Genomic DNA, 26,510 nt, shown 5'->3' with positions numbered 1-26,510 from the left:
CGGTCGGACGCGTCCAGATCGGCAAGGCCGAGGACGCGGCCGACGGCAAGATCGGCAAGTGACGTCCGAGACGTCACCGGCGGACAGACGGGCGCGTTCCGCTCAGCGGCGACGCGAAGCGTTGCGCGGGGCGCGCCGACCGAGCCTGCGAGGGAGGGGTGCCAGCTGGCACCGCGCCTCCCGTCTGTCTGCCGGTGCGTCCCGAGCCACCCGGCCGACCCCGGATCAGCTCCGGAAGAAGTCCTGGTACGACGGGTCACCGACGGGCTGGGAGTGCCCCGGCTCGGCCAGGCGCTGCTCGATCATGGCCTGGATGACGTCCGGCGGAGTGAGTCCACGACGGCGCCACTCGACCGGGTTGGACCGGAGCTGGTTCAGCGTGTTCTGCATGGGACAAACAGTGGCACCACTTCACTAGTTTGTCTAACTACCTGTCCCGAACACGCGTTCGCGGGGTGGGGTGCCCCGTGCTTGGTGAGCAGAAGAGGTCGGATCCCCCCTCGGGACCCGACCTCTTCTGCTCACCATGTGGCGCGTGAACCGCGCGCACCCTGTCCTAGCGGCGCGTGACCTTCGCGGTCGCCCCGGACTTGGCCGTGCCGTCCTTGTACCCCGAGGCGTGGGCCGTCACCTGCACGCTGACGCGGTGCCCGACGTCGGACGAGCCGAGCTTGTACTTGGTACCCGTTGCCGACTTGACGACCTTGCCGTCACGCAGCCACTGGTACTTGTAGGTCGCCTTCGTCGTGCTCCACGTACCGTGCTTCGCGGTGAGGGTCGAGCCGACCTTCGCCGTCCCGCTCAGCGTGACCTTGCTCCCCTTCGCCAGCGCGAGCTTCGGCGGGACCACGTTGATCGTCGACGTGTCGGCCTGCTTGCCCGCCGCGTTGTCGAGGTGGAGCAGCAGCACCGTCGCCTTGGTGACACCCGAGGCACGGGTGACCGTGAGCGAGTCTGCGTCGGCGAACAGCACGCCGGAGGTGCCGTCCTGCGAGAACGACAGCTTCGGCTTCGACGGGTCGAACGTGGCCGTCTTCGTCTCGTCCACGACCGAGGAACCGCTGGTGGCAGCACCCGGGGCGTAGGCCGACTCCGTCAGCACCGTGTAGTCGAACTTCTTCGACGAACCGATGGCCTTCGCAGCGACGGTCAGCACCTTCACGGAGCTGTCGAAGGTGTTCACGTCCTGTCCGGGCGCACCGCCGTTGAGCGGCTGGACGTCGACGACGGGGTCGACGTCCGGGTCGTCCAGGGCGGCCTTCGCCAAGTCGACCGTCGTGGCGAACGTGGCGTCCACGGCAGCCGACTTCGCGTTGTACACCAGGAAGTCGGGCTCGCCGTCACGGTCCGTGTCGATGAGGACCTCGACGTTGGTCACGGCGCCCGGGTTCGCGTCCGGACCGGCGGTCTGCACGCCGAACGCCAGGGTTCCCGACGACTTGTCGTACGACGCACCGTAGGAACGGACGTCGGCCGCCTGCAGCGAGCGCGTCGCCGAACCCTCGGGGAACGCCTCGGCCGGGTCGGTGCCGCCGAGCACGAACGGAGCGACGGCGGCGTGGTAGCCGGTCGTCAGTCCGCCCTGGTCGAGCGTGCGGCCCTTGAGCGTCAGCTCGGCCGACTTGCCCGGTCCCGTGAACGAGACCGTGGTCCGTGCCCGCACCGCGCTGACGGGCTTCGGGGCCACGTAGGCCCCGAGGCGCATCGGGTTGAGCGAGCTGTCGGTCGGCGCGAACGCCACGATGCCGGAAGCGGCGGCCACGAACTCGCGCTGGTAGCCCTGCTGGACGGCCTCCTGGGTCGGGTCGATGACCCGGCGGAGCTTCGTCGCGTCGGCGACCGAGAACGTCAGCGTGACCGACGCGGTGCCGTTGGCGGGCACCGTGACCTGCTTCGAGCTGAGCGCGAAGGTCACACCCGGCTGCGACACCTGCGGCTGGTACGACACGTTGTACGTGTGCGCCGTGCTGTCGGTGTTGTCGATCTGCAGGGTGCGGGTCTCGCTCGTCCCGCTCGCGACCTCGACGACGCCGAACGACGCGGTGACGAGCTGGTCGTTCTCGGCGCTGCGGACCGTGGTGCCGGCGGTGACCGCCTGCAGTGCGTCCACGCGACCGGTGCCCTGGCGGAGCAGGGTGGCCGAACGGTTGCCGTCCTTCACGTCGTGCGTCGCCGTGTTCATCAGGGCCGCCTTGACCTGCGGGGCGGACCAGGTCGGGTGCGACTGGAACGTCAGCGCCGCGATGCCCGCGACGTCCGGCGTGGCCATGGAGGTACCGCTCATCGACATGCGGCCGTCACCGGTGCCGTTGGCCGCGGAGATCACGTTGACCCCGGGGCCGGCGATGTCCGGCTTGACGATGTCGTCGAACGATCCGTGCACACCACGGCTGGTGAACGACGCGAGCGTGTTCACGGCGTCCGCCTCGATGGCGACCTCGAAGCCCTTGAGCTCGTCCGCGAAGCGCACGTGCAGGGTCCCCGCCTTGGCGGTGGCCTGGAGGCTCGCCACGCTCTTCGCGGTCAGCTCGGCACCCGGGATGGTCGCGTTGCCACCGATGCCGGATTCGAACGTGTCGAGCGTGCCCGCCAGCAGGACGCCGACGCCGCCAGCGGCCTCGACGTTGCCGAAGCGCACGAGGGAACCGCACTCGAGCGCGGCGTCCGTCCACTTCAGCCAGACGACCTTGCCCTTGATCTTCGCGGCGTCGGCGGCGCTGAACGCGGCACAGCCGTCGATGTTCGCGGTCGGGACGACGACGTCGCCCTCGACCGGCAGGGTGCCCTTGAAGTTGGACGAGTACTGCGAGCGGTAGGTCTTCGCGACGTCGGCCGGTGCGGTGACCTGCACGCCGTCGTAGAGCGACTGGCCGGTGGCGCTCGCGGCGACGGTGAGCGCGCCCTCGGCGTTGCCCGGCGAACCACCGATGTCGGTGAAGTCGTCGGCGTTGCCCGAGGCGATCACGGGGAGCACGCCGCGAGCGGTCAGTGCGTCGATCTTGGCGTTGTCGGGGTCGTCCGGTGCGCCGTAGTCGGAGCCGAGCGACAGGTTCAGGACGTTGATGTCCTTGCCCTCGGTGAGCGCCTGGCCCACCCAGTCGAGCGCGGCACCGGTGACGTCGGTCGAGCCACCGTTGTCACCGAAGACCTTCAGGGCGTACAGGCCGGCCTCGGGCGCGGTGCCCGGACCGATCCACATGTCCTGCACCTGCTGCGTGGTGAGCTTGGTGTAGTCGCCGTCGAACTGCTGCTTGTCGGCGGTCAGGCCGTAGCCGGCGATCGAGCCGGACACGTGCGTGCCGTGGTCGCCGCCCTTGCCGTCGATCGGGTTGTCGTCGGGAGCCGGCACCGGGTCGTAGGCGTCCGGGTCCGTCGGGTCGGCGTTGTAGGTCGCACCGGCGAAGTCGTACCCGCCGAGGAACTTCGACGCGTCGTACAGGCTGGGGTCCGGGGCGCCGCCGCTCGCGTTCGCCAGGGCCTGCTGGTACGCCTCGGTGGTGCCGGGGCCGCCGAAGTCGGCCTGCGTGTAGTCGAGACCGGTGTCGAGGACGGCGACGTTGACGTCCTTGCCGGTGTGGCCGGTCTGCTGCCAGGCGTTGAGCGAGCGCGTGTAGACGTCGCTCGCGGCGTTCTTCGGCGCGACGCCGTCGGCACCGGGCTGGACCAGGCTGGGGTCGACACCCGAGGGAGCGGCGTCGGCGTTCTCGTTGACCGTCGGCTCGACGATCTTCTTCGGCGTGAGCGGGATGATGCTCTCGACGTCGGAGCGCTCCGCGATCTTCCGGAACGCGTCGACGTCGGCGACGACCGCGACGCCCGGGACGGTGTACTCGGTCGAGTAGAGCTCGGTCGCGTCGGCGTCGGCGCGCTTGACGGCCGACCGCACCGCGGCGACGGTCGACTGGATCGCCTCGACGCGGTTCTTGGCCGCGGAGGACTGGGTCCGTGACTTCGTCAGGTCCCCACCCTTCGCCTTGGCGTCCACTTCGAGGGCACCCTGGCCGGTCGTGCGCACGAACGCGGCGACGGTCTTCGTCGGCTTGGCGTCACGGAGCGGGGCGGAGAGCTTGAGGTCGGCCACCGAGATCCCGGCCGGAGCTGCGGAGGCCGCGCCCCCGACTGCGAGACCGCCACACGCGAGGGCCGCGACGGCGATGCCGGCGGTCAGGACGCGGGTGAAGCGATGGGGGGTTGGGTTCGGGTCGGTGTTCGGTGTTGCACGGTTCAAAGAGGGCACTCCTGGCTCAGTCCGTGGTTCGCATGAGATTCCTGTGAAGCTATGCGTTCGTTCTCAGGGAAGACAGTCCGCACTTTGGGGGACCCCCCTCGTCCGGGGGGCCGAACCTGTTAAGTTGCACACCCGTGTGCACGTTATTACGATGGGGTGCGTGACCACCACCGAGCAGCCCTCCCGCGCGCCCCGCCGCGACGCCACGGAGAACCGGGCAGCCCTCCTCGACGCGGCGAAGACCTGTCTGCAGCAGGACCCGGACGCCTCGATCGAGACGATCGCCGCGGCTGCGGGACTCTCGCGCCGTGCGGTGTACGGACACTTCCCCTCCCGCGACGACCTGGTGCGCGAGGTCGTGACGGCCGGCGCGGCCCGGATCGCCGCAGCCATGCCCACCGCATCGGACCTGCAGGAGCTCCCGCCGGCCGCACGCCTCGCCGCCATCGCGGTGACGCTCTGGACCGAGGTGTCGCACGTCCGCTCGATGGCCCGGGTCGCCGTGCGCAGCCCGTTCGCCGAACCCGTCGCCGAGGTGTTCGCGCCGCTGCGCTCGCAGGTGCGCCAGGCGTGCGCGCTCGGGATCGCCGACGGTGCCATGCGGGACGACGTCGACCCCGAGACGCTCGGCCGTCTGGTCGAGGGTGCGTGCATCGCCGTCCTCGACGAGGCCACCCGTTCCGGCACGAGCGACGAGGACGGACGGCGCATGGTCGTGGTGTCGGCGCTGGGCATGGCCGGCATCGACTGGCGCACGGCACTGCTCTCCGAACCCGCTGCTCCCGCTCCCACTCCTGCCCCGAAGGACCACGCATGACGCTCGAACTCGACCACGTCGGCATCGGCGAGGAGCCCGGCGCACCCCTGCCCGTCGTCTCCGCCGTCGCCGCCCCTGGACGCCCCGGGGTCCTCGCCGTCGAGACCGAGCAGGCACCCGTGCTCGCGTCACTCGTCGCCGGTGGCCGCATGCAGCCCGACACCGGCCGCCTGCTGCTCGACGGGCACGAGGACCCGGCAGCCGTCCGCCGCTCGTTCGCGCTCGTGGACACCCCCGGGGTCGCCGAGCCCTTCCCCGTCATGACCCTCAAGCAGATCGTGCGCGAGGAGCTCGCGTTCGCCGGGCAGCGCCCGAACCGCGAGCACGTCGACACCGTGCTCGACGAGCTCGGTCTGCGGGACTACGTCGACACCGCCGTGCAGCGGGTGCCGACCGTCGTGCGCGTCCGGCTGCTGGTCGAACTCGCCCTGCTCCGCGACGGTGTGACCGGCATCGTGATCACCTCGCCCGAGCGGCACGGCGGCGCCGTCGAGGACTGGTTCCAGGTGGTCCGCGACGTCGCACGACGGGGCGTGCCCGTGGTCCTCGTGACCTCGAAGGCCGCTGCCACCACCGTCGAGCACCTGCTCGACACGATCGACACGCACGACGGCGTCGACACGCACGACGGCGTCGAAACGCACGACGACGTCGCGACGCTCGCGACGCCCCAGACCGAGGACCCCGAGGACGTGGCCCGAACCGACGGAACCGAGCCGGGCCTCCCGGCCGCTCCTTCCGTCACCGAAGCATCCGCAACCGTCCCGACGGAGGCACAGAAGTGACCACCACCTCGCTCGTCCGCGCAGAACTCGCGCGGCTCACCGCGACCCCGCTCGCACGCCTGGCGTTCATCGCGCTGATGATCGTGCCGCTGCTCTACGGCGGCGCCTACCTGTGGGCGAACCGCGACCCGTACGCGAAGCTCGACCAGATCCCCGCCGCGATCGTGAACCTCGACGCCGGCGCCACGCTGGACGGCGACCACGTCGACTACGGCAAGGACGTCACGAAGGAGGCCATCGACGGCGCCGACTTCAAGTGGACGAAGACCAGCGCCGCCGACGCCCGCTCCGGCGTCCGGAACGGCACCTACGACTTCGTCGTCACCATCCCGCACGACTTCTCCGAGCACCTGGTGTCCGCGCAGTCCGACGACCCCACGCAGGCGAAGCTCGTCATGACGACGGCCGACACCAACTCGTACCTGGCCTCGACCATCGCCGAACAGGCGGGCAAGACCATGCGCACCGCCGTCGCCGAGCGTGTCGGCAAGCAGGCGGCGAAGACCCTGCTCGTCGGGCTCGCCGACGTCCGCGACAGCCTCGGCGACGCCGTCGACGGTGCCGATGAGCTCGCTTCCGGGACCAAGAAGGCGGACCGTGGTGCGCACACGCTCGCGGACGGCACCGGCAAGCTGTCGTCCGGTGCGGCGGATCTCGCGTCCGGCACGGCCGACCTGCCGTCGCAGACCCAGCAGCTGAACAGCGGAGCGCAGCAGGTGGCGTCGGGGGCGTCGACCCTGGCGTCCGGGCTGGCCAGCGCGCAGCAGCAGACGGCGGCGCTGCCGTCGCAGACGCAGCAGTTGGACAGTGGGGCGCAGCAGCTGCAGTCCGGGCTGCACCAGCTCCGTGACCAGACGGCTTCGCTTCCCTCCGACTCTGCGCGCCTGTCCACTGGTGCGTCGCAGGTCGCCGCCGGGAACGCCACGCTGGCCGACGAGGCCGCACCGTTCATCGCGGGCGTCCAGCAGCTCTCTGCGCAATCGCCGGAACTCGTCGCGTCGCTGAAGCCCGTCGTCCAAGCCTCCACGGTGCTCTCCGAGGAACAGAAGACCCGGCTGCTCGCCGGGCTCGACGACCTGCAGGCCGGCAGCACCAAGCTCGGTACCGGTGCCGGCGACCTGTCCGGCGACCTGCAGAAGCTCAAGACCGGCAGCGCGCAGGTGTCCGCGGGCGCCTCACAGCTCGCCGAGCAGGCCCCGGCGCTCACGAGCGGCATCCAGCAGCTCTCCGACGGCTCGGACACGCTCGCCGCCGGCACCGGCAAGCTCGCCGCGAAGGCTCCGGAGCTGTCGTCCGGGATCGCGGACGCGGCCACGGGCGCCTCGACGCTCTCGTCGGGGGCTTCGAAGGTGGCCGACGGCACGTCGAAGCTGGCCTCGGCCGCTCCGACCCTGTCGTCGGGTGCGTCCCAGCTCGCGACCGGTGCGAAGACCGCCGACCAGGGCGCTTCGTCGCTCGCATCGGGGTTGGACAAGCTCACGACCGGCTCGTCGAAGCTCGCGTCGTCGCTCGACGAGGGCCGCACGAAGATCCCGGCGTCGAACGCCTCGGAGCGTGCGTCGCAGGCCTCGGTCATCTCCGACCCGGTCAAGGTCGGGGACGACAACGTCGCCGCCGCGTCGAACTACGGTGCCGGCCTCGCGCCGTTCTTCATCTCGCTCGCGGCCTGGATCGGCATGTACGCGCTGTTCCTCATCCTCAAGCCGATCTCGAAGCGTGCGATCACGGCGGTACGGAAGCCCCTCGCCGTGGTGTTCGGCGGCTGGCTGACCCCGGCACTCCTCGGCCTGGTGCAGATGGTGGCGCTGTTCTTCATCGTGCGCTTCGCCCTCGACCTGAACGTGGTGCACGTCGGCGGCACGATCGGGATCATGGTGCTGGCCTCGGCGACCTTCGCGGCGATCATCATGGCGCTCAACGTGCTGCTCGGATCGGTGGGGCAGTTCCTCGGCCTGGTGCTCATGCTCGTGCAGCTCGTCACCGCCGGCGGGACGTTCCCGTGGCAGACGCTGCCGGGGCCGTTGGCGGCGCTGCACTTCGCGCTGCCGATGACGTACTCGGTCGACGCGATCCGGCAGACGATGTACGGCGGGAACCTCGGCGCCGCGTGGTCGGACGCGGGCGTGCTGCTCTGCTGGCTGCTCGGGGCGCTCCTGGTGTCGTTCGTGGTCACGGCGAGGCAGACCCGCTCCCGCACGCTGCGCGACCTGCGCCCGAGCCTGATCGGGTAGCGCGGCGGCGCGGGCGCGGGCGCTCGCGCGCGGGACGCTCGCGCGCAGGGCCGCCCGCGACATCGAGTGAGCAGAAGACGACGGGTGTGCAATAGCGACCCGTCGTCTTCTGCTCACTCGACGCGACCTCCGCGTGCAAGGAGCGTCTGCAGGTGCGCCACTGCGGCTGACCGGTGCAGCGTCAGGTCGGACTTGGTCCACCGGACGACTGCCCAGCCGAGTCGTTCCATCTCGCGGTAGCGGCGGAGGTCACGGCCCCACTGCTCGGCGTCGGTCCGGTGGTGGTCACCCTCGTACTCGATGACGATGCGGTGCTCCGGGTAGGCCAGGTCGACGCGGCCGACGAACCGACCGGCTTCGTCCAGCACGTCGACCTGCAGTTCGGGCTCGGGCAGCCCCGCGCGGACGATCGCCAGCCGCGCTCGGGTCTCCTGTGGCGACCCGGCCCCCACCCGCACGAGCTCGAGTGCCACGCGCAGCTTCCGCACGCCACGACGATTCCCCGCCCCGGCGAGCGCGGCGGCGAGGTCCTCCAGCGCGGTCGCGCACGCCCGCGACGTGACGATGGCGTCACCCAGGACGACGAGCTCATCGAGTCCGAGCAGGCCCCCGCACTCCACCCACAGCGCCGCGGGGCTGCTGGACGGAACACCCCAGCGCTGCTGGGTGCTCACCCGGTCAGCAGCCACACGGTGCCCGACCACGCCGACGCGCCGGGGCTGCGCCTGCGGGTGCACGCTGGTGATGTGCACCGGTGCGTCAGGGCCGCACGGCACCGGCAGACCCCACAACACCCCCGCAGAGGTGTGGCTGACGAACTGTCCGGGCAACAGGACCGGCCGCAGTGCCTGGATGCGGCGGATCGGATCGGGTGGTCGGTCCCGGGGCCATCGGATCGATCGCGTCGGGCACGTCAGGTCCTTCCGCTGGAGTCGTTGTCGGGGAACTCCGGCTCGATCAGCCGCGCCGATGTCGAAGGCCCGGCCTCGCAGCGCCGGAGGGAGTGGTCGTGGTCGCATGCCGACACGCTCGCGCCCCGCGCCGACGCCCCGCTCACCGAACCGGAGTTCCGTGCAGAACCGGCACCGTGCCTCCGCTGTGGAGGACTCGCGAACCCAAGGGAATGAGCAGAAGACGACGAGTGGCTGTTCGAGACCCGTCGTCTTCTGCTCACTCGACGCCCCACCCCACCCGCCGGCCCATGTCACGTCAACCGCTACGATCGACGCACGAGCCAACGGAGGTCGAAGCGCATCATGGGAGACGGCAAGCCCGCGACCATCTACGACGTCGCCGCACGCGCCGGGGTCTCGAAGTCCCTCGTCTCCCTCGTGCTGCAGCGCTCCCCCCGGGTCAGCGAGCAGCGCCGGGCCGCCGTGCTCAAGGCGATCCAGGAGCTCGACTACCGCCCCTCCACCGCAGCGGTCTCCCTCGCCGGCACGCGCAGCCGCACCATCGGCGTGGTCCTCGACGACTTCCGCAACCAGTGGTTCGTGGACCTGCTGACCGGTCTGCGCGAGAGCCTGCAGGACCAGGGGCACCGGCTCGTGGTCGCCGACCGGTTCCTCAACACGGGGCTCGATGCCTCTCCGGTCGAGGGCTTCCTCTCCATGCGCGTCGAGGGCATCGTGATCGCCGGCGAGCCCACCACCGACCTCGCGATCCCCGCCTCGATGCCGCTCGTGATCGCCGGCGGCCGGGTCGCGATCCCCCGTGCCGACACCGTGGCGAACGACGACCACGCCGGTGGCGGCATCGCGGCGCAGCACCTGCTCGACCTCGGCCACACCCGCCTCGGGTTCGTCGGTGCGAGCTCGGCTGCTTCGGCCGAACGCCAGGCCGGGTTCGAGCAGGCCGCAGCAGCACGCGCCTCTGTCGTCACGACGGTGCTGCCGGGTGAACCCACCGAAGAGGCCGGTTCCCGCGCCCTCGGCATGCTCCTCGACGAGCACCCGGACGTCAGGGCCGTCTTCGCAGCGAACGACGTGATGGCCCTCGGCGCGCTGTCCGAACTCGCCGAACGCGGGTTGCGCGTCCCCGAGGACGTCTCCGTCATCGGCTACGACGACACCCCGGTGGCCGCGATGCGGTACGTCGGCCTGACGAGCATCGACGACCGCAGTGTCGAGATCGGTCGCGGCGCCGGCGAGCGCCTGCTGGCCCGCATCGCCGATCCGCGGATCGCCGCCACGGAACTCCTCGTCGAACCCCGCCTGGTCGCGCGCCGCACCACCGCCGCTCGCTGACGCGGCAGCACGGACCCTGGCCTGGAGGCCCGCCCCGCCTCCGCCCCGCCCGCTTCGTGAGCAGGAATGGTCGGGTCCAGGGCCCGTACCCGACCATTCCTGCTCAGGAAGTCGCGCCCGGCAACTCCGCGTGCTGGACGACCCAGCTGTGCATGACGATCGCGGCCGCCGCCGAGGCGTTGATGCTCCGCGTCGACCCGAACTGCGTGATCTCGAGGTGTGCGTCGGCACCGGCGACCGCCTGCTCGGTCAGCCCGGGGCCCTCCTGCCCGAACAGGAACACGCAGCGCTCCGGGATCGTCGCGGTCTCGATGCGCTCGGCACCCGTGGTGTTGTCGATCGCGACGACAGGACGCTGTTCCTCGGCCATCGCGGCGAGGAAGGCCTCGACGTCTGGGTGGTAGCGGACGTGCTGGTACCGGTCGGTGACCATCGCTCCGCGCTTGTTCCACCGGCGTCGTCCGATGATGTGCACGGTGCCGGCGAGGAAGGCGTTGGCGCTCCGCACGATCGACCCGATGTTCAGGTCGTGCTGCCAGTTCTCGATCGCCACGTCGAACGCGTGCCGTCGGGTGTCGAGCTCGGCGACGATCGCGTCCATCGACCAGTACCGGTAGCGGTCGAGCACGTTCCGGGAGTCCCCCGCGGCCAGCAGCTCCGGGTCGAGCCTCGGGTCGTCGGGCCAGGGTTCCGGGTGCGGCCCCACCCCGTTGGTCGTCAGCTCGTGCGACGGTTCGGGCGCAGTGGTCACCCGACCAGCGTACGGCGCACACAGCACCGGCCCGACGACGGCCGCGCCCGGCGGCGCCGCGGGCTCAGGCGGCGCCGGACCCGTGGGCGATGCGCGACTCGATGCCGGCGATCAGGATGTCGAGGCCGAGCGCGAACCGGTCGTCGTAGGAGTGCTCGCCGAGGATCTCGCCCACCAGCCGGTGCCGCTCGGGGCGGCCGGCCTCGGAGTCCCCGCGCCCGACCTGCACCCCGGCGTGCCCGACCACGAAGTCGTAGACGACGAAGAAGGTGTACATCGCCTCGGCCGGCGGCAGCCCGGCGTCCTGCAGGGCACCGACGACCTTCGCCACGACGGCGTCGGACTCGGTCGAGGCGAGCGGGGCGCGCTGGCTGTGCGACTCGAGCACGAGCGGGTGGGTGCGCATCAGGTCACGGAACGTCGTGGCGAAGGTGCGGACGACGGCGTGCCACTCGTCCGGCCAGACGAAGGTGGCGGTGAACTCGTCGACGGTGCGGCGGACGAGTTCGGCGTGCAGGTCGTCCAGCCCGCCGATGGTCCGGTGCACGGTCATCGGGGCGACCCCGAGCCGCACGCCCAGGGCTCGGAAGGACAGCCGGTCGAGGCCGTCCTCGTTCGCGATGGTCGTGGCGGCGTCGATCACCTGCTCGCGGGAGAGCACGTTCGGGCGGCCTCGGCGTCGTCGCGGCGTCACCTCGAGCTCCGTCTCCGACACCGGGGTGGGTCGGGGCGCGGCGGACGGGGTTCCGGGTTCGACGAGCACGAGGGGCCTCCTTGATTCGGTACGTGTCCCGAAAAGCGTAGGGCAAAAGCCGACCGCGGTTCGGTGTCTCGACCTTCTCGGGTCTCGGAGCAGCGCGCAAGAGCCGCCCCGGGCCTCCCGGCCCTTTCCGAGCCGGCCACGAGCCGGGCCTGAACCCCTGCGCAGTAGGGTGAGGGCCATGGCGACCCGAGACGACGTCGAGTGCTGGCTGACCGACATGGACGGCGTGCTCGTCCACGAGAACCAGGCACTCCCGGGCGCGCCGGAACTCATCCAGCAGTGGCTCGACGACGGCACCGAGTTCCTCGTGCTGACGAACAACTCGATCTTCACGCCGCGCGACCTCAGTGCCCGGCTGCGGGGCTCGGGCCTGCACGTGCCCGAGGAGCGGATCTGGACGAGTGCGCTCGCCACGGCCGACTTCTGCAAGTCGCAGATGCCCGGCGGTTCGGCGTTCGTGATCGGTGAGGCCGGCATGACGACCGCCCTGCACGAGGCAGGGTTCATCATGACCGAGACCGCCCCCGACTACGTCGTCGTCGGCGAGACCCGCAACTACTCGTTCGAGGCGATCACGAAGGCCGTCCGGCTCATCCGCGCCGGCGCCCGCTTCATCGTGACGAACCCCGACGCCACCGGCCCGAGCGCCGAGGGGGTCCTGCCGGCCACCGGCGCCATCGCGGCGATGATCGAGAAGGCCACCGGCAAGCAGCCCTACGTGGTGGGCAAGCCGAACCCGATGATGTTCCGCTCTGCGATGAACCGGATCGGCGCGCACTCCGAGAACACCGGCATGATCGGCGACCGCATGGACACCGACGTGCAGGCCGGCATCGAGGCGGGGCTGCACACCGTGCTCGTGATGACGGGCATCAGCGACCAGGCCGAGATCGACCGGTACCCGTTCCGCCCGAGCGAGGTCATCTCCGGCGTGCACGAGCTCGTGCGCACCGAACCGTTCGAGGTCGAGCTCTAGCTCGAGCTCTAGCTCGAGCGGCCCACGCCGCCCGGGTGCGCCCGTTCGCCGCAGATCGCTCGATGACGATCCGGTGAACAGAACCGGCCTGCGGTGAACGACGGGAAAACTGCCCCTGGGGCGACTCTATGGTTGCCCTGGTCGAGCCGAAAGTGGCTCTGATCAGGGTTTTCTGTGAGTTGCTACAGGATGGGGTCATCGGTGCCGATGTCGGTTCGTGCCACGACGGCAGTGGTCGTCGGCGCGCTCGGGGCGCTCGTGGGGACCGCGATCGTCGCCCCGCACCTGGTCCCCTCGCCGGCGCCGTGGACGTCGGCGGTCACCGTGCAGGCCGGCACCGACGCGTGCGGGACGGGGTGGCCCGCGAGCCCGGACCGCGCCCTCGCCGGCCCCCAGACGTTCCGGATCCACAACACCTCCGTCGCCGGGATCGAGGTGCAGCTGGTCGACCCCACGAACGGCGCGGTCTACCTCGACGCGGAGGGCCTGGGGTCGGGTGCGACGCACGACTACGGCGTCCGACTCCCGAGCGGCCAGTACCGGTTCCGCTGCCTGCCCGCCGACGCGAACCCGAGCACCGGACCCGTCGTCCACCTGCGCGGCGCCACCCACGTCAGCGACGAGACCCCGGGGATCGTCCCGGTCACCCGCGACGACCTGATCCCCGCCGCGAAGTCGTACGGCGCCTGGATCCAGAGCCGCCTGCCGGCGCTGCTCGACGACGTGCGTGCGCTGGACGCCGACGTCCGTGCAGGTGACGTCCGCGCTGCACGGCGGGACTGGCTGACCGGGCACCGCGAGTACGAGCAGCTCGGAGCCGCCTACGGTGCGTTCGGCGACGACGACACCGCGATCAACGGGCTCCCGGCAGCCGGACGGACCGCACTCGACGACCCGCACCTGACCGGGTTCCACCGCGTCGAGGCGCTGCTGTGGTCGGGTGCGCCCAGCCGTCGCGCCGTCGCGCCCGCCGACGCCCTGGTCGCCGCCGTCGCACACCTGCGCCGGACGTTCCCCACCCAACGGGTCGACCCGCTCGACATCGGCCTGCGCTCGCACGAGATCCTCGAGAACGCACTCCGCTACGAGGCGACCGGGGCCACCGACGCCGGCAGCCACACCGCACTGGCGACGATCGACGCGAACACCAGCGGGACGGAACACGCGCTCGAGCCGCTCCGGTCGATCCTGCGGACCCGCTACCCGGGGCTCCGGGCCACCGATCGCGCGCTGGCGACCCTCCGCGCCGACGTGGAATCACACCGACGGCCCGACGGCAGCTGGGACACCCTCGACGGTCTCGACCGCACCGCCCGCGAGCACCTCGACGCCGACCTCGACGCTGCGCTCGAACGACTCGCCCCCGTCGCCGCCATCTGCGACCCGAGGAGGACCTCGTGACCGAACGACCGCAGCGCCAGGGCCGGCAGAGCCTCCAGAGCCGGCAACTCCCACGCGGGATGGACGCGGCGACGTACCGACGGATGACCGAGGCGCACGCCCGCCTCGGACTGTCCGCCGACGGCAGCGCGTGTCCCGCCGGTGCCCCGGGCGACCAGCAGCCGCCGACCGGCCCCACCCGCGGCGTCGGCCGCCGCGCGTTCCTGACCAGCGCGGTCGGGGCAGGTGCCGGAGCCGCCGCGGCGGCGGCGAGCCTGACCGCCGGGGGTGGGACGGGCCTCCAGGCAGCCGCCGCGACCACAGGCGGTGCCGACGCCTCGCCCGGTTCCTCGTACGCGTTCCACGGTGCGCACCAGGCCGGGATCACCACGCCCGCGCAGCGACAGTCGGCGTTCCTGGCGTTCGACGTGACCACGGCCGACCGCGGGGAGCTCGCCGACCTGCTCCGGACGATCACCGAGCGGGCACGGTTCCTCACCCGCGGCGGCGCGCCTGCCGACGTCGGGATCACCGCGCCGCCGGCCGACTCCGGCGTGCTCGGACCGGAGGTCGCGGCCGACGGGCTCACCGTGACCGCGAGCGTCGGTGCCTCGCTCTTCGACCACCGGTACGGCCTGTCGGGGCAGCGCCCGGCGCGGTTGCGGACGATGGAGGACTTCCCGAACGACGACCTCGACCGGTCGATCTCGGACGGCGACCTGCTGCTGCAGGTGTGCGCGCACAACACCGACACCGTCCTGCACGCCGTCCGCGACATCGCCCGGGCAACCCGCGGCGGCATGCAGGTGCGCTGGCGGCAGGACGGCTTCGCGTCCCCGCCGCGCCCCTCCGGCACCCCGCGCAACCTGCTCGGGTTCAAGGACGGCACCGGCAACCCGTCCACCGCGGACCGCAGCGTCATGGACGACCTGGTCTGGACCCGCGGCGGACAGGACGGCGAACCCGACTGGGTCACCGGGGGCAGCTACCACGTCGTGCGGACCATCCGGATGTTCGTCGAGTTCTGGGACCGCGTCTCGCTGCACGAGCAGGAGAACATGATCGGCCGGCACCGCGACTCCGGTGCCCCGCTCACCCGCAGCGGTGAGTTCGACGACCCCCGGTACCAGGACGACCCGACCGGCGACGTCATCCAGATGGACGCGCACATCCGGTTGGCGAACCCGCGCACCGCCGAGGCCCGTGCGCAGCAGATGCTCCGTCGTCCGTACAACTACGACAACGGCACCGACACGAACGGCGACCTCGACATGGGCCTGTTGTTCGCGTGTTTCCAGGCCGACCTGGAACGGCAGTTCGTCGCCGTGCAGAAGCGCCTGGTCGACGAACCGCTCGTCGACTACGTGTCGCCGGTCGGTGGCGGCTACTACTTCGCCCTGCCCGGGGTCCGCCACGCGGACGACTGGCTGGGCCGCCGGCTGCTCACACGGACCTAACCGGGCCGTCGCTCGAACGCGCCCGCCCGCCGCAGGGCCCCACCGCTCCCCCACCACCCCACCGTCCCGACCAGTGAGAGGTTCCACGTGTTCCGACCTTCCGAACGACGCGTCCAACAGGGCGCGCTCGCCATCATGGCCCTGGCGGCCGTCGCCGGGACGGCCCTCGCCATCCCGCAGTCGGCGTCCGCCGCGGACAACTCCCTGAAGACCACCACCCCGATCAAGCACGTCGTCGTCATGTACGACGAGAACGTGTCGTTCGACCACTACTTCGGCACCTACCCGAAGGCCGCGAACACCGACGGCACCCGCTTCACCGCGGCGCGGAGCACCCCGAAGGTGAACACGCTCGCGTCCTCCGGCACCCTGACGAAGAACCCGAACGCCTACGCCCCGTCACGGCTGACGCCCGCCCAGGCGCTCACGTGCGACCAGAACCACAACTACCTGCCCGAGCAGAAGGCCGTCGACGGGGGTGCCATGGACAAGTTCGTCGAGAGCACCTCGGTGGACACCTGCACCGGCCTGTACGGGTCGCCGGGTCTGACGATGGACTACTACGACGGCAACACCACCACCGGGCTGTGGAACTACGCCCAGAACTACGCGATGAGCGACAACGCCTGGGACACCGGCTTCGGCCCCTCGACCCCCGGGGCACTCAACCTGATCAGCGGGAACACCCACGGCGGCACGGGCGTCGACTCGGTCACCGGTGCCACGGTGCCGACCTCGACCGCCGTCGTCGCGAAGGACGCCGCCGGCCAGGGCACCGTCACCGCCGACCCTGACCCCGCCTTCGACGACTGCTCCGACAAGGACCACACGTCGACGTCGAACCTGGTCAAGATGTCGGGCAAGAACATCGGCGACCTGCTCAACGCGAAGGGCGTCACCTGGGGCTGGTTCCAGGGCGGCTTCACCCCGACGACGGCCTACGCGGGCAGCGGCACCCTCGCCAAGTGCGACGCCACCACGACGAACGTGGGCGGGTCGGTCAGCAACGACTACTCGCCGCACCACAACCCGTTCGCGTACTACGCGTCGACCTCGAACCCGCACCACCTCGCACCGACGAGCGACCGCATGATCGGCTCCACCGACCGTGCGAACCACCAGTACGACTTGTCGGCGTTCGACACCGCGCTCGCCGAGCACCGGATGCCCGCCGTGTCCTTCCTCAAGGCGCCCGAGGCCCAGGACGGCCACGCCGCGTACTCCGACCCGCTTGACGAGCAGAAGTTCCTGACGTCGAAGATCAACGAGATCGAGCGGTCGCCGGAGTGGTCGAGCACGGCCATCGTCATCAACTACGACGACTCCGACGGCTGGTACGACCACCTCGCGCCCACGATCCTGAACGGGTCGACGGACTCCTCGAACGACACCACGGTCTGCACCACGGCCGCGACCAAGGTCGGTGTCGCCGGCGGGTACCTCGACCGCTGTGGTCCCTCGCAGCGGCTGCCGTACCTGGTGATCTCGCCGTTCGCCAAGCAGAACCACGTCGACCACACCGCCATCGAGCAGACGTCGACCACGAAGTTCATCGAGGACAACTGGTCGACGGGCCGGATCGGCGACCAGTCGTTCGACGCTCGGGCCGGGTCCATCCGGAGCATGTTCGACTTCACGCACCCGCAGCACCGCGAGGTGCTCCTGAACACGAAGAGCGGTGCGGTCTCGCGGATCGTGTCCACGGCCGTCACGCCGAAGCCGAAGCCGACCCCGAAGCCCACGACGAAGCCGCACACGGGGACCGGCGGCAGCGGCACGGGCGCGAGCACCGGTTCCGGTGGAGCGGCAGGAACAGCAGGAACGGCAGGCACGGGCGCCGGCACGGGCAGCGGGGCCGCGACTGCCTCGAGCGCCGCAGCAGGAGCCGGGGCCGCGGGGCAGACCGTCGCTGCCGATCCGTCCGCGAACGATCCGTCCGCGACGCGCCTGGCCTTCACCGGCGTGCAGCTCACCGGGGTCACGATCGCCGCGATCGTGTTCCTGATGGCCGGCATCGCGCTGGTCGTCGTGCGCCGTCGACAGCTCCGGCGTCGGGCCGACTGACACGGAGCGTCGGGTCGACTGACACGACACGCCGAGCCGACCGACACGTCGCGTCGCGTCGACCGACGCGACCGAACGGTGCCCCGGAGCGTGCTGCGCTCCGGGGCACCGTCGCGTCCGCGCGGGGTCGCCACGCGCCGGTCGGCTCAGCGTCCGCCAGTGCAGCGGCCGTCGCGTCCGGTCCCTCAGACCACGTCGGCCCGGAGGCGCGGCTCGCCTCCCGGCACCACGACCACCCCCATGGGCGGTACCGTCCGCCACCGCTTCGCGAGCCGACGGGGTCGGTCGTCGTACCAGGCGATGATCCCGCCGGCCACGATGCCGAACGCGAGCACCCCGAACGAGAACAGCCCGATCAGACCGAGCAGGGTCAGCTTGCCGAAGTCGCCCGTGTCCGCGGTCGCCGAGAACCCGATGGACCCGAAATCCCAGAAGGCGTGCAGCAGCACTGGGGCGAGCAGCGACCCGGTCAGCCGACGCGCAACGTACAGCGTCGACCCGAACGACGCCGCGAACACGACCTGGATGAGCGTCGGCCCGATCCCGGCTCCGGCGAGCGCGTTGAGCAGGTGCAGCAGCCCGAACAGCGCGCACGACAGGGCCCAGACCCCCATCTCCGGCAGGCGCCGCCGCAGCCCGACGAGCAGGGTCCCGCGGGCCATGAGCTCCTCGAAGACCCCGACGAACAGCACCCCGACGGCGAGCAGCAGGAAGTAGTGCGCCGGCAGCGCCGTCCAGTCGATCAGGGGCAGCCGGACGACGCACACCACGAGCACGAGGATCGGCGCGAGCATCGTCCACCGCAGCCGCGTCCGGACCGGGTCGACCGTGGCGATCCGCCACCAGCCGAGCGCCGTGACGAACAGGGCGAGTGCCACGACGGCGATGCCCTCGGGGATGACCAGGGCGTGCACGACGCTGTCGACGGTCTGCCCGAGGGTCGCGTAGTCGTCACTCGGCCGAGACCGCCAGGCGCTGATCGCCGCGAACACCACGATCGGCGCGAGCCCGAGCAGCAGCGACGGGGGCACCGGCCAGCGACGGCGGCGGGCTCGGACGGGGGCGGTGGTGGTCATCTGCTGGTTGTACCAGGCGGGTCGTACGATTGGCGGTATGCGCCTGCCATCCCTGTCCACCATGGCAGAGGACTACGTCAAGCTCATCTGGAAGGCCAGCGAGCGCGGCGGGCCCGGCTTGGCGACGCGGGACATCGCGGCGTCGCTGAAGGTGTCGGCGTCGACGGTGTCGGGCAACCTCAAGAAGCTCGACCGCGACGGCCTGATCGAGCACACCCCGTACTACGGCGTCGTGCTCACCCCACTCGGGCAGCAGGTCGCGGTGGCGATGGTCCGGCGACACCGGCTGATCGAGACGTTCCTGGTGGAGCGGCTCGGCTACTCGTGGGACGAGGTCCACACCGAGGCCGAGGCCCTGGAGCACGCCGTGTCCGAGCAGTTCCTCGACCGGGTCGACGCCGACCTCGGCCACCCGACGCACGACCCCCACGGCGACCCGATCCCCGGAGCGGACGGCATCGTGCCGGACTCCCCCGGCACCCTGCTCGGCGCGATCGAGCCGGGAGCGTGCGGCACCGTCGACCGGGTCTCGGACGACGACCCCTCACTGCTGCGGTACTTCGACGAGCTCGGGGTGGGGCTGGGCACGCACCTGCGGGTCGAGCGGGTGCGGGACTACGCCGGCGTCATCGCGGTGTCGCGGCGGGCGACCGACGGCTCGGAGTCCCTCGTCGACCTGCCGGCCGCCGCCGCGTCCTCCATCTGGCTCGCACCCGACGGCGACTGACCGCGCGGCGTGCGCGGGCGGGAAGGTCGGCTGGTCACGACACCCCGCTCACGTCCGCCGAGCGGTCACCTTCTGTCGCCCGGCAGCCCCGCAACCGACGGTTCGCGACCACTCGGCACCCAACGCACGGGGCGTCGTGACCGCACTGCGGCCCGCGAACGCGCGTGGCGACGGACGGGAGGCCCGGTGCGCGGCCGCCACGCGCCTCCCGTCCGATGGCCCCACCGGTCACAACACCCCGCTCACGTCCGCCGAGCGGTCACCACCTGTCGCCCGGCAGCCCCGCAACCGACGGTCCGCGACCACTCGGCACCCCGCCCACGGGGTGTCGTGACCGCGCGACGCGCCCGCCCCACCACCGCGACGCCGACGGTTCTCGACCACTCGGCGCGCCCGACCGGGCACGTCCGCCGGCCCTAGCCCTTCACGGAGCGCGTCCGGCCGAGGGCGACCTCGCGCCGAGCCCGTTCGAGCGCGTACTCGGAGGCGACGCCGTCGTCGTGCAGCAGGCGTTCGGTCTCGCGCACGTGCTCCCGGACGGCCTCGGTCCCCCGGTCGGCGGCCGCGGCGAGGACCGGTCCGACGGTGTCCTCGCCGAGTCCCACCAGGGCACGCGACAGGCTGAGCCGACGTTCGCGGTCGCCGATGCCGAGCTGCACGGCGAGGGTCCGCGCGAGCGACGCCCGCTCGTCGTCCGGCACCAGTGCGACGGCCGTGCGCCAGGCGGCGCGGAGCACCTCGTCGTCGTGGTCCTCGAGCAGCGGGCGTACCGCGGGCCACGCGTCCGGGTCGCCGATCTTCGACAGGGTGTGGAGCGCCTGGCTGCGGGCCTGGGGCTCGGGGCGCTCGAGCTCGGGCAGGACGCGGGCGACGACCTCGTCGGCGGGGTGCCGGGTGAGCGCCCACGTCAGCATGTCGCGGACGAAGAAGTCCGGCTCGACGGCGCACTGCGCGACGAGCACCTCGAGGTCCGCGGGGTCCGGGGTGGTCCCCGCGGCCATCACGGCCTGCAGCCGGGCGGAGGATCGCGGATCGGCGAGGGCATCGGTGAGCGTGGTCATCCGTCCATCGAAGCCCCTCGCGCCGGGGCCGTGTCAAGCATCGGGGCATAGCGTCGGGAGACGTGCGGTTCGCTCCCACCGCACCTCCGACCACGAAAGGACCTCCGCATGCCCCGCATCGGTACCAGTGACCTGCACGTGTTCCCCCTCGCCCTCGGCGGCAACGTCTTCGGGTGGACGGCGGACGAGTCGACCTCCCACCAGGTCCTCGACGCCTACACCGCGGCCGGTGGCGACTTCATCGACACCGCGGACGTCTACTCGGCCTGGGCGCCGGGCAACTCGGGCGGCGAGTCCGAGCGGGTCATCGGTTCGTGGCTGCGCGCCTCGGGCAAGCGGGACGACGTCGTCATCGCCACGAAGGGCTCGCAGCACCCGGAGTTCCAGGGCCTCGCCGCGGACACCGTCGCCGCCGCTGCCCGCGCGAGCCTCGAGCGCCTCGGCACCGACCGGATCGACCTGTACTACGCGCACTTCGACGACCAGTCGACCCCGCTCGAGGAGACCGTCCGCGCCTTCGACCAGCTCGTGCAGGACGGCCTGGTCCGCTACACCGCGATCTCGAACTACTCGAAGGACCGCGCCGCGGAGTGGATCCGCATCGCGACGGAGAACGGCCTCGCCCAGCCCGTCGCCATCCAGCCGCACTACAACCTGGTCACCCGCCAGCCGTACGAGGCCGAGATCGCACCGCTCGCGCACGAGCACGGACTCGGCGTCGTGCCGTACTTCTCGCTCGCCGCGGGGTTCCTGACCGGCAAGTACCGCTCGAAGGACGACTTCGCGGGCAAGGACCGCGAGGGCCAGGTGTCCGGCTACTTCACCGACGAGGGGCTCGCCGTCGTGGACGCGCTGTCCTCGATCGCCGATGCCCACGGTTCCGAGATCGCCACCGTCGCACTCGCCTGGCTGCAGGCGCAGCCCGACGTCGTCGCGCCGATCGCGAGCGCCCGGAACACCGAGCAGCTGCCGGCGCTGCTGGCCTCGGCAGAGCTCGAGCTCACCGCCGACGAGCTGCAGACCCTGTCCGACGTGTCGGCGAAGGTGCCCGCGAGCGCCTGACGCCGGCGCATCTCAGCCGATGCGCGTACATGTTCCGACATCCCACTCGTCGTTCGACGGGTGGGATGTCGTTCGTTGCGCACGCAGTCGCTGCGTGTGCATGTTCCGACAGACCACCAGTCGATCACGGGGTGGATCGTCGCAGAACGCGTGCGACCCGCGCCGACCGCCCCTACGCCCCCGGCGCCAACGACCCGGTCAGCGGCTGCCCCGACGACCGCGTCACGAAGCACGCGATGAACCGGTCACCCTGGTCCCACGTCGCCTGGTCCGGCGCGTAGGAACCCTGCACCTGCACGTCCCCCACAGCTGCGGCGGCCGAGGCGTTCAGCGCCGTGTCGGACTGGCACTGGTCGGCCGCCTGGGTCGCCAGGGCCTCGGCACCGGGGTAGGTGTCGCCCTCGACCGCGAGCCGTGCGGTCAGCTGCCCGATGTGCGGCGTCGCGCAGTCCACCACCGTGAAGGTCTGCGACCACGCGTTCGTGAACGGCGACAGGCACTCCCCGCCGGCCAGGTCGGTCCACGGGTGCTCGCCGGGCAGGGCCGGGGTCGTGGCGAACTGCAGCGTGGCGGCCGGTGCTGCGGCGTCACCCGGCTGCGAGGCCGACGCCGACGGCGCAGCGCTCGGTGTCGCCGGCGCCGACGAGGCAGCCACCGGCGACTTCGTCGGCACGGCCTGGTCGGCGATGTTGTTGCCGAGGATCCACTTCGACAGCAGGAACACCAGCACGATGAGCACGAGGATCAGCGCGATCGACCCGTAGATCAGCAGCTGCTTGCCGCGCTTGCCCTCGTTCCGCAGCCGCGCGAAGCCCTCGTTGATGAAGTTGTCGCGATCGCCGGGCTGCCGGTCCGGACTGCCGGCCGGCCGGCCGGCAGCAGCGGGCGCGGGGACAGCAGCAGGAGCGGCAGCAGCCGCTGGCACGGCAGCCGCCGGCATCATCCGCGTCCCGGTGTCCTCCGGGTCGTAGCCGGTCCCGCCGAGCTGCCCGACGGCCTCGGTGCCGAACAGGTCCTTGATGGCACTCGTGTCACTGGTCTCGCGGCCGTCCCACTCGGACTGGTCCAGGTCGTCCGGCGCCGCAGCGGGAAGGGACTCCGGCTGCGGACCGGTGTCGTTCCCACGCAGGCCGAGCACGGCGTCGAGGTCCTGCCCCACCGACGGCGGCAGGTGCGCCGGGTACTCCTGGGCACCCGCAGCGGGCTCCACGAGCGGCGGCGCGGCGGTCGGCGGCACGGTCGCGTCGGGCTCGGACCACCAGGGCGTCCCGGCCGCCGGCATCGCGGTGGTCGGGGCATCGGCCTGGAGGCCCTCGGTCGCGTCCGGCACGTCGCCTCCGGCGGGCTCACGGGGCACGTCCACGGCCTCGGTCGCCTCCGACGGCGCACCAGTGGCAGCGGCACCAGCACCAGCACCAGCACCAGCAGCCGGGACCGCCGGGGGAACCACCGGCTGCACGGGGACCGCCGGCGGCACCGGGTAGGTCCGCGGTGCCTGCGGCAGCCCGGAGGCCGGGGTGTCGACCTCGCCGGCGACGACCTCGTCCTCGTCGTCCAACTCGTCGGCGAGCGACCAGGACCCGGCGGACAGCGCGGTGGTGTCGAACGAGTCGGTGGTCAGCGTCGCCGGGACCTCGCCGGGCTCGTCGTCACCGAGCGCCCAGTCGAACGGCCGGTCGTGCGCGCCCGTCTGCGTGGGGACCGGCCCGGTGCTGGTGATGCGCAGCAGATCGGTGAAGGTCGGCGGTTCCTCGGTCGGCGGCAGCACGTTCTCGACGCCGAGGGGCTGCGGGGCAGCGGGAGCAGCGGGAGCAGCGGGCGCCACGGACTCCGGGTGGTTCCCGGTCGCACGGCCGAGCCAGTCGACGTCTGCGCGGCCCTCGCCGAACGGGTCGACGCGGCGACGCTCGTCCTCGATGGCCTTCGACGCGGCAGCTCGTTCGTCGCGGTGGGTCTGCGCCGTCGGCAACACGATCGACGACGGGTGCGGCGCGGTGGAGTCCGGCGCGACGTCGGCGGCGGCCGGGATCCGGTCGTGCAGTGTGGAGCGCTCGTGCTCGACGACGGCGTCGGGGTTCTCGGAGGGTGCGAGCAGCTCGGGCGGCATCGAGATGGCCTGGGTCGCGCCGTCGTCGAGCGCCGGCGCCGAAGCGGCCGGCGCAGACGCGGCAGGAGCAGGAACAGCAGGAGCAGGAGCAGGAGCAGGAGCAGGAGCAGGAGCAGCAGCAGCCTCGGCGCCCTCCGCCTCCCCCTCGGCCACGAACGGCTCCGGCAGCGGCGCGCCCGTCTCGCGGGCGGTGCGCTCGGCCTCGCGACGCTCCCGCCGCGACGGCCAGTCCTCCTCGCCGCGCGGAGCCCCGAAGATGTCCGCAGCGCTACGGAGACCGTGGAACGGAGCGTCCGATCCGGACGCACGCCGAGCCTCCAGGCCGTCGTCCCCGTCTGCCGGGCCGGCGGTGCCGTCGGGTTCGCGTGCGTCGTCCGGACGCTCCTCGGTCACGCGGTCAGCCCCAGATCAGCCAACCCGATGGCCGCGAAGTACGGGTAGCCAGCCGCCTCGATCGTCTCCTTGGCACCGGTGTCCCGGTCGACGACGACCGCGACGGCGGCGATGATCGCGCCCTCGCGCTCGAGCGCCTCGGCCGCCTTGAGCGGCGAGCCGCCGGTGGTGGAGGTGTCCTCGAGCACGACGACGCGCTTGCCCTTGAGGTCCGGTCCCTCGACCTGCTTGCCGCGGCCGTGGTCCTTCGGCTCCTTGCGGACGACGAAGGCGTCGTAGGTCAGGCCCTGGGCTGCGGCCTGGTGCAGGACGGCGCTGGCGATCGGGTCGGCGCCCATGGTCAGGCCACCGACGGCGGAGACGTCCGGCACCTGCTGCACGAGCTCGGTCATGACCTGGCCGATCAGCGGCGCGACGCGGTGGTCCAGGCTGACCTTCCGCAGGTCGATGTAGTACGTCGCCTTCTTCCCGCTGGTCAGGGTGAAGTCGCCGTGGAACACCGCTTCGGAGGAGATGTACTGGATCAACTGTTCGCGCGCGTCGGTCACAGCGCACAAGGGTAGTCGGTCGGGCCCGCAACGCGCTCCCCCAGCCTGTGGGTCCGTGCGTACCGGCACCGAGGCGGCCTCGGTACGCTCCGGGGCATGTCCCGAGCACCGCGTCTCCCCGCCGTGGAGCCGGCTCCGTCCGGCGGCCGCCGGACCGGTGGGGTGGCCGTCACGATCGGACGGGAGGCCCTGGGCGGGCTGGTCGCGCTGGCCCTGGCCGTCATCGCCCTCCGCCACGTCGTCGCGACCGAGCGGGTGGCGTTGCTCTGGTACGACGGGGACTCGGTGCTGCTGCCGCTCGTCGAGCGCTCGCTGCAGGCCGTCCAGCCCTTCGAGTGGGCGATGTCGCCCGCACTGTTCTTCTTCCCCGAGCTGCCCGTGTACCTGTTCTGCTCGCTGGTGACCGGGACCCCGCAGCAGGCCCTGGCGCTGAACGGGGTGCTCGTGCTGCTCGCGGTCTACGCGCTGGTGCGGGCAGCCGCGAACGAACTGATGCCGTCCGCCGGGCGACCCGCGCGGATCGCGGTGTCGGCGGGGGCGCTCGGCCTCGTCACGCTGCTGGTGCTCACCGAGTCGTCGGCGACCGCGACCTCGCTCGAGCTGGCGTCCCTGCTGCTCACGACGACCTACTACTACGGCGCCGTGCTGGCGGTGCTCGGCACCGCGGTGCTCGTGCTGCGGGCGGTGCGCCTCGGCCGGGCGTCGGTGCCCCTGCTCGTGGTGCTCGGACTCGTCGCCGCGTGCACGACCGCGTCGAACCCGCTGTACGTGCCCTGGTCCGCCGCTCCCGTCGTCGTCACCCTCGGGCTCCTGGTGCTGGCAGGGCGGGTGCCGTGGCGCCCCGCTGCGCTGCTCGCCGGTGCCGTCACGGTCGGATCGGTCGTCGGGTACCTGGTGCGGATCCCGTTGCGACCGTTCGTCTCCCTCGACCCGGCGACGTACGTGCAGCCGTCACGGGCCGGGGAGACCCTGCGGTTCTTCGCGGCGCTGACCGACGACCGGGCGGGCACGGCACCGGGCGACCTCGGGCTCCTGCTGCTGTTCGCCGGGGTGCTCGTCACCGTCGGCGGCACGGTCTGGGCCTGGCGGGTCCGCACCGCACGCACCGTGCTGGTCGCGACGCTGCTGCCGCTGGTGACCGTCGTCGCCGTGTCCGTCGGGGTCGTCGTCGCCGGGTCCGAGACCCCGCGCTACCTGCAGCCGATCGTGACGGCACCGCTGCTCGCGCTCGTCGCCGTGGCCGAGCTCACCCGCACCGCGGTCCGTCGCACCCGCGTGCACCGCCCGCACCGCGGGGTCCGGGCGGGGGTGGCGGTCGCGATGGCCGCCGTCCTCGCGACCGGGATCGCCGTGGCCCCCGGCACCGCCCACGCCGTGTCGACCGCGCGGTACCCGGCGGCCGCGTGCCTGGACCGCTGGGCCGACGGACGCCAGGTCACCGGCGTCGGGCAGTTCTGGACGGTCCGACCCCTCGCCACCTACGCGTCGACGAACGTCGGGCTGCTGCAGGTCCGCGACACCTTCGAGACGTACCCGTGGCTCGTCGACCTCGGCGCCTACCGCGACGCCGACCCGAGCTTCGTGGTGGTCGGGTCGCACGACCTCTGGACCACCGCGGTCGAGGACTCCCTCGGCCCCCCGGCGACGATCACCCACTGCACCGGGTTCGACGTCTACGACTACGCCGGCACCGCCGGGCAGGCGATCCTGCGGCGCGACGTCGTCGGGAGCGCCGACGTCATCCGTCGCGACCGCGGCTTCTGATCCACTGCTGAAGTTGTCCACAGCGGCGCGTTGCCGTCCGATGCTCGCTGTACGGATGTATAGGCTCGTGCTCG

The 26,510-nt window shown here is 72.0% G+C and carries 20 protein-coding genes; 11 read left to right on the top strand and 9 right to left on the bottom strand.

Features of this window, described 5'->3' with window-relative positions; all coding sequences use genetic code 11:
• Positions 1 to 225: 225 nt before the first annotated feature.
• Both DEJ12_RS18010 and DEJ12_RS09180 read right to left on the bottom strand, forming a co-directional pair.
• On the bottom strand, positions 226 to 390 hold the full coding sequence (locus tag DEJ12_RS18010; RefSeq protein WP_155896763.1) for a hypothetical protein: 165 nt from the start codon (positions 388 to 390) through the stop codon (positions 226 to 228).
• Between the two features lie 166 nt (positions 391 to 556).
• The gene (locus DEJ12_RS09180) at positions 557 to 4,228 is read right to left on the bottom strand and encodes a S8 family serine peptidase (protein WP_146245587.1); all 3,672 of its coding nucleotides are present in this window, start codon (positions 4,226 to 4,228) and stop codon (positions 557 to 559) included.
• 160 nt (positions 4,229 to 4,388) lie between these two features.
• Between DEJ12_RS09180 and DEJ12_RS09175 the strand changes: the two genes are divergently transcribed.
• The 3 genes from DEJ12_RS09175 to DEJ12_RS09165 are packed head-to-tail and all read left to right on the top strand — an operon-like array spanning position 4,389 to position 8,061.
• Positions 4,389 to 5,045 (top strand): TetR/AcrR family transcriptional regulator, encoded by a 657-nt coding sequence (locus DEJ12_RS09175; RefSeq protein WP_111029758.1) that lies wholly within the window; start codon positions 4,389 to 4,391, stop codon positions 5,043 to 5,045.
• Positions 5,042 to 5,830, top strand: coding sequence for a hypothetical protein (locus DEJ12_RS09170; protein WP_111029757.1), 789 nt, complete (start codon positions 5,042 to 5,044; stop codon positions 5,828 to 5,830). Before DEJ12_RS09175 ends, DEJ12_RS09170 begins: the two co-directional genes overlap by 4 nt.
• Entirely contained in the window at positions 5,827 to 8,061 is a 2,235-nt protein-coding gene (locus DEJ12_RS09165; RefSeq protein WP_111029756.1) for a YhgE/Pip domain-containing protein, read from the top strand. The genes DEJ12_RS09170 and DEJ12_RS09165 overlap by 4 nt, the downstream gene beginning before the upstream one ends.
• A gap of 113 nt (positions 8,062 to 8,174) precedes the next feature.
• Here the strand turns inward: DEJ12_RS09165 and DEJ12_RS09160 are convergent, their stop codons facing one another.
• Positions 8,175 to 8,813 (bottom strand): endonuclease domain-containing protein, encoded by a 639-nt coding sequence (locus DEJ12_RS09160; RefSeq protein WP_181433138.1) that lies wholly within the window; start codon positions 8,811 to 8,813, stop codon positions 8,175 to 8,177.
• A gap of 504 nt (positions 8,814 to 9,317) precedes the next feature.
• Between DEJ12_RS09160 and DEJ12_RS09155 the strand changes: the two genes are divergently transcribed.
• Positions 9,318 to 10,307, top strand: coding sequence for a LacI family DNA-binding transcriptional regulator (locus DEJ12_RS09155; RefSeq protein ID WP_111029754.1), 990 nt, complete (start codon positions 9,318 to 9,320; stop codon positions 10,305 to 10,307).
• 103 nt (positions 10,308 to 10,410) lie between these two features.
• On the opposite strand, the gene DEJ12_RS09150 is transcribed toward DEJ12_RS09155, so the two are convergent.
• Together DEJ12_RS09150 and DEJ12_RS09145 are read right to left on the bottom strand one after the other, a co-directional pair.
• The gene (locus DEJ12_RS09150; RefSeq protein WP_111029753.1) at positions 10,411 to 11,058 is read right to left on the bottom strand and encodes a TrmH family RNA methyltransferase; all 648 of its coding nucleotides are present in this window, start codon (positions 11,056 to 11,058) and stop codon (positions 10,411 to 10,413) included.
• Positions 11,059 to 11,122: 64 nt separating this feature from the next.
• Positions 11,123 to 11,821: a TetR/AcrR family transcriptional regulator gene (locus DEJ12_RS09145; protein WP_181433139.1), complete on the bottom strand. Its 699-nt coding sequence runs from the start codon at positions 11,819 to 11,821 to the stop codon at positions 11,123 to 11,125.
• Between the two features lie 178 nt (positions 11,822 to 11,999).
• Here DEJ12_RS09145 and DEJ12_RS09140 point away from each other — a divergent pair, with 178 nt between their 5' ends.
• From DEJ12_RS09140 to DEJ12_RS09125, 4 genes are all read left to right on the top strand, one after another.
• Positions 12,000 to 12,797: an HAD-IIA family hydrolase gene (locus tag DEJ12_RS09140; protein ID WP_027464991.1), complete on the top strand. Its 798-nt coding sequence runs from the start codon at positions 12,000 to 12,002 to the stop codon at positions 12,795 to 12,797.
• A gap of 207 nt (positions 12,798 to 13,004) precedes the next feature.
• On the top strand, positions 13,005 to 14,198 hold the full coding sequence (locus DEJ12_RS09135; protein WP_111029834.1) for an EfeM/EfeO family lipoprotein: 1,194 nt from the start codon (positions 13,005 to 13,007) through the stop codon (positions 14,196 to 14,198).
• The gene (gene efeB / locus DEJ12_RS09130) at positions 14,195 to 15,634 is read left to right on the top strand and encodes an iron uptake transporter deferrochelatase/peroxidase subunit (RefSeq protein WP_258370592.1); all 1,440 of its coding nucleotides are present in this window, start codon (positions 14,195 to 14,197) and stop codon (positions 15,632 to 15,634) included. Before DEJ12_RS09135 ends, efeB begins: the two co-directional genes overlap by 4 nt.
• 87 nt (positions 15,635 to 15,721) lie before the next feature.
• On the top strand, positions 15,722 to 17,698 hold the full coding sequence (locus tag DEJ12_RS09125) for an alkaline phosphatase family protein (protein WP_258370621.1): 1,977 nt from the start codon (positions 15,722 to 15,724) through the stop codon (positions 17,696 to 17,698).
• A 185-nt stretch (positions 17,699 to 17,883) separates the two neighbouring features.
• Here DEJ12_RS09125 and DEJ12_RS09120 read toward each other — a convergent pair whose 3' ends face one another.
• The gene (locus tag DEJ12_RS09120) at positions 17,884 to 18,774 is read right to left on the bottom strand and encodes a CPBP family intramembrane glutamic endopeptidase (RefSeq protein ID WP_181433168.1); all 891 of its coding nucleotides are present in this window, start codon (positions 18,772 to 18,774) and stop codon (positions 17,884 to 17,886) included.
• Positions 18,775 to 18,811: 37 nt separating this feature from the next.
• On the opposite strand from DEJ12_RS09120, the gene DEJ12_RS09115 reads away from it, so the two are divergent.
• Positions 18,812 to 19,501 (top strand): metal-dependent transcriptional regulator, encoded by a 690-nt coding sequence (locus tag DEJ12_RS09115; protein ID WP_027464846.1) that lies wholly within the window; start codon positions 18,812 to 18,814, stop codon positions 19,499 to 19,501.
• 416 nt (positions 19,502 to 19,917) lie between these two features.
• Here DEJ12_RS09115 and DEJ12_RS09110 read toward each other — a convergent pair whose 3' ends face one another.
• Entirely contained in the window at positions 19,918 to 20,562 is a 645-nt protein-coding gene (locus DEJ12_RS09110; protein WP_111029749.1) for a HEAT repeat domain-containing protein, read from the bottom strand.
• 108 nt (positions 20,563 to 20,670) lie between these two features.
• Between DEJ12_RS09110 and DEJ12_RS09105 the strand changes: the two genes are divergently transcribed.
• A complete protein-coding gene (locus DEJ12_RS09105) occupies positions 20,671 to 21,624 on the top strand; it encodes an aldo/keto reductase (protein WP_111029748.1) in 954 nt (317 codons plus the stop codon).
• Positions 21,625 to 21,796: 172 nt separating this feature from the next.
• Here the strand turns inward: DEJ12_RS09105 and DEJ12_RS09100 are convergent, their stop codons facing one another.
• On the bottom strand, positions 21,797 to 24,124 hold the full coding sequence (locus DEJ12_RS09100) for a septum formation family protein (RefSeq protein ID WP_146245598.1): 2,328 nt from the start codon (positions 24,122 to 24,124) through the stop codon (positions 21,797 to 21,799).
• Positions 24,121 to 24,672: an orotate phosphoribosyltransferase gene (gene pyrE / locus DEJ12_RS09095; protein ID WP_071404348.1), complete on the bottom strand. Its 552-nt coding sequence runs from the start codon at positions 24,670 to 24,672 to the stop codon at positions 24,121 to 24,123. The genes DEJ12_RS09100 and pyrE overlap by 4 nt, the downstream gene beginning before the upstream one ends.
• A gap of 96 nt (positions 24,673 to 24,768) precedes the next feature.
• Between pyrE and DEJ12_RS09090 the strand changes: the two genes are divergently transcribed.
• On the top strand, positions 24,769 to 26,436 hold the full coding sequence (locus DEJ12_RS09090) for a hypothetical protein (protein ID WP_146245597.1): 1,668 nt from the start codon (positions 24,769 to 24,771) through the stop codon (positions 26,434 to 26,436).
• The last annotated feature ends 74 nt before the right edge of the window (positions 26,437 to 26,510 follow it).

It is taken from the genome of Curtobacterium sp. MCLR17_059 (assembly GCF_003234665.1).
GTDB lineage: Bacteria > Actinomycetota > Actinomycetes > Actinomycetales > Microbacteriaceae > Curtobacterium > Curtobacterium flaccumfaciens.
Note: the sequence above shows the minus strand (reverse complement) of the source record. Positions and strands in the feature narration are given on the sequence as shown.